This window comes from Pseudomonas sp. K5002 (genome assembly GCF_013386655.1).
Classification (GTDB): domain Bacteria; phylum Pseudomonadota; class Gammaproteobacteria; order Pseudomonadales; family Pseudomonadaceae; genus Aquipseudomonas.
Map to the genome: position 1 here is coordinate 1 of NZ_JACARK010000742.1, position 3,035 is coordinate 3,035.

The 3,035-nt window shown below is 62.0% G+C and carries 4 protein-coding genes; all 4 read right to left on the reverse strand.

What is annotated here, in order from left to right:
* A partial coding sequence (locus tag HX846_RS27520; RefSeq protein ID WP_178966496.1) for a phage tail tape measure protein occupies positions 1-1,980 on the reverse strand: 1,980 nt, incomplete at its 3' end.
* 6 nt (positions 1,981-1,986) lie between these two features.
* Positions 1,987-2,130: a hypothetical protein gene (locus HX846_RS40465; protein WP_371132008.1), complete on the reverse strand. Its 144-nt coding sequence runs from the start codon at positions 2,128-2,130 to the stop codon at positions 1,987-1,989.
* Between the two features lie 20 nt (positions 2,131-2,150).
* On the reverse strand, positions 2,151-2,438 hold the full coding sequence (locus HX846_RS27525) for a putative phage tail assembly chaperone (RefSeq protein ID WP_063033540.1): 288 nt from the start codon (positions 2,436-2,438) through the stop codon (positions 2,151-2,153).
* A gap of 35 nt (positions 2,439-2,473) precedes the next feature.
* Entirely contained in the window at positions 2,474-2,926 is a 453-nt protein-coding gene (locus tag HX846_RS27530) for a lysis protein (protein ID WP_178966497.1), read from the reverse strand.
* Positions 2,927-3,035 lie beyond the last annotated feature (109 nt).

The following is a 3,035-nucleotide window of genomic DNA, read 5'->3' on the forward strand; positions in this document are numbered from 1 at the left end:
CGCTGTGCGGGGTGGCTCTGGAGCTGTCAGGGGCTGGGGCACCGGCGCCGGCGTTCTCGGTACCGGGGCCAACACCAACGCAGGCGGCTGTGCCTGGGGCTGCAATGCGCTGAGCGCGGGCATGGCCGGGGCTTGTACTTTTTGTGCGGCAGCCATCACCAGGGGCGGCGTCTGGATGGGTTGCTGCGGAGCGCTCACCAGCTGCGGCAGCAACGGTGCCTCGACCGTCGGTACAGTGATGGTTGGCAGTTGCGGTGCCGCCGGCATGTCGCCAAACGCGGCATCGATCTGCACGCCCGGGATCTTGTTCAGCATCTCGATCAAGCCATTGACGGCCGATTTAAAGATGTTGACGATGCCGTCCCATGCGGCGCTGGCCATGCCCGACCAACCGCCCATCGAGTCGAACCAGTCAGACAGCGCCGTCAGCTGGGCACTGACCCACTGGAACGCCTCGCTGTTGAGTAGCGCACTGGTCCATTCGTCCCAGTAGATGATCGCAGCCGCCACGGCAGCGACCAGGGCGACAATGCCGACCACAACCCACGTCATCGGGTTGGCCAGCAATGCGGTGTTGACCAGCCAGATGGCGCCCTGCCATAGCAGCATCGCGCCCTTGACCAGACCCATCCAGGCGACCATCAGCACCAGGCCCGCAACGAATCCAATCACCATAACGGTGTGATACAGGAACATGGCGATACTGCGCAGGCCGGCCATGGTCAGGACTTTCCACACAGTGACCAGACCCAGCCAGACCATTTTCGAGATACCCACGGTCAGCGTGAGCAACGACATGGCCGCAATGATCCCGAACACCACCAACGTGGTGATGCCGATAACGCGGGTGATGTTGGGAAACAACTGGGTCCAGCGGGTAAGCGTGGCAGCGATGGCCACCAGACGATCCATCAGCGGCGTCAGGATCGGGATCAGCGACTGCCCGAAGGCAATACGCAATGCCTGGACAGCGGCGCCGAACTGTTGCCACGGGTCCACCATCTGCTTGGCCATGCGCTCGGCGTTCTCCAACCCGTGCACATTGCCCAGTCGATCCATGCCGTTTTTCAGGCGGTCGGTGTCGCCCAGCAATGTGGTGATCAGTCGCGCCGCTTCGCCGCCGAAGGCGTCACGCAGCTTCTTGCCGTTGGCCTCAATCGACAGATCGCCAAACTTGCCTTTGAGCTTGTCCAGGATGTCCATCATCGGCAGCAACTTGCCCTGCTGGTCGACAAAGGACATGCCGAGCTTTTCCGATGCGCCGCTGACGTTCTCAAAGAACGACTTATAGAGGCCACCGGCCTCCCCGCCGTCCATCGTGCTGCCCAGTGTGCCCAGCACCGCCATTTGCTCAGCCAGGCTCACACCTGCAGTGCTGGCCAGGCCGCCGGCGGCTTTAAATGCCTCGCCGATCTGCTCGCCACTGGTGCGAAACAGCTGCACCGCCGTGGCGGTTTGGCCGGCCAGGTTCTCAACCCATTGACCTTTGCCCATGGCGTCGGCCTGGCCTTTGAACAGGTTGTACATGGTGCCGACGTAGGTACCCATGGTGTCCGCGTCGGACTTAGTGGCCTTGGCCAACAGGTTGCTGGCATTGGTAAAGGTGGCCAGCTGACTGCCCGCCAGCCCCTTGATGGCGCCTTCGATGTGATACGCCGAGGCCACAAAGTCCCGGGCGTTTTTCCCGTAGGCCACCGAAAACTCCAGAGATTTGCGATTCAGTGCCGTCAACGCATCTTCGGCCACACTCAGCGATCGGACCTCGCCCAGAGCGCGGTTCATCTCCAGAGCTGGTTCCAGCGACTGGGTAATGGCCACGCCGGCGCCCACCAATCCCGCCAGGCCAAGGCCCATGGTCTTAATGTGCTTTTCGCTCTGTTCCGCCAGGTCAGAAAAGCCCATTTTCACCTTGCCCAACGGGGCGGTGACCTTATCGGTCAGGCTCAAAATGAAGGCCAGGCGGGCGCTTTGGTCAGCCATCTGTGGTTATCCGTTCAATGCGTGGGCGATGCCGTTGGCGATGGCGATTTCCATCCGCCGCCAGTGTTCGTCCTCCAGCCACTTAGCCGTGCCCATTACCTCGGCGGTGGGCTCGGCACCTGGTAGCCAACGACCGGCCAGGGCCACCAGTTGGCCAAGGCCGTTTTCGGTCAGTCGTTCGGCGTGGTCGAGGGCTTTTTTACGGTGACTTCAACGTCTGGGCTGTATTCCTCCAGGAGCGCGCCCGCCAGCTGCATGACCAATACCGGGTTGCCCAGCATCGGCTTGAGGGAGGCGCGTTCTTCCTGCTTAACGGTGTTCACCAGGAGGTTGTTCGCCGGCGCGACCTTGTTGGTCTGGGTCACGGCGTTGAAGTACTTGGTCACGTCCTGCGGGGTCAGCTCAAAGGTGAATTCCTTGTCGCCTACTTCCAGGGTGATCTCGCGTTTATCGGTCATGCGTGTTGCTCCGTTCAGGTTTTAAAGTGGGTGAATCAGCGCAGGCAAACGCGGCGCACGTGGTCCTGCAGGCCCAGGATCATTTGCTTGCTGAGGGCAAGCTGATCTCTGAGGGTGAAATAATCTTGTCGAGCGTCTTCTGTGAGTTCGGCGGATCCGCCATCAGCCAAGCCGCCGGCGCCGGTGGTACCGGACGCGGGGACGCTGCAGGTGGCGTTGAGCTGCAGCCGCTTAACGCCAGCGCGAACAGCAAGGCGCAGGCCGTCGTTTTCGGTGCGTTCATCGTTCAGTTCCTGAGTGCGTTGAAGATCAATAGCGTCCCGCTCGGCCAACATCTCGCCGCTAACACGCGCCGCTTCGAGCAGGCCGGTGACTTCGAACAGCGCTGCATCGCGCTCGCTGCGGGCGATATCGCGCTGACCTTCCAGCAGGTCAAAGGCGAACCAGGCCACCAGGCACAGCACCAGGGGGAAAATGGCTTCGCGCATTACAAGCCCGCCTTGCACAGCTGTGCTTCGGCCAACCGGCGCCGGTGCAGGCCCCGGACAAACTCCTTTCGCCCCGGGGCGGTGGTGACGTAGGCCCACACTGGGGTTT

Bases quoted from the DNA above. Each gene is read 5' to 3' on its own strand.
- HX846_RS27530 (WP_178966497.1), bottom strand. From the start codon at position 2,926: ATGCGCGAAGCCATTTTCCCCCTGGTGCTGTGCCTGGTGGCCTGGTTC.
- HX846_RS27525 (WP_063033540.1), bottom strand. From the start codon at position 2,438: ATGACCGATAAACGCGAGATCACCCTGGAAGTAGGCGACAAGGAATTC.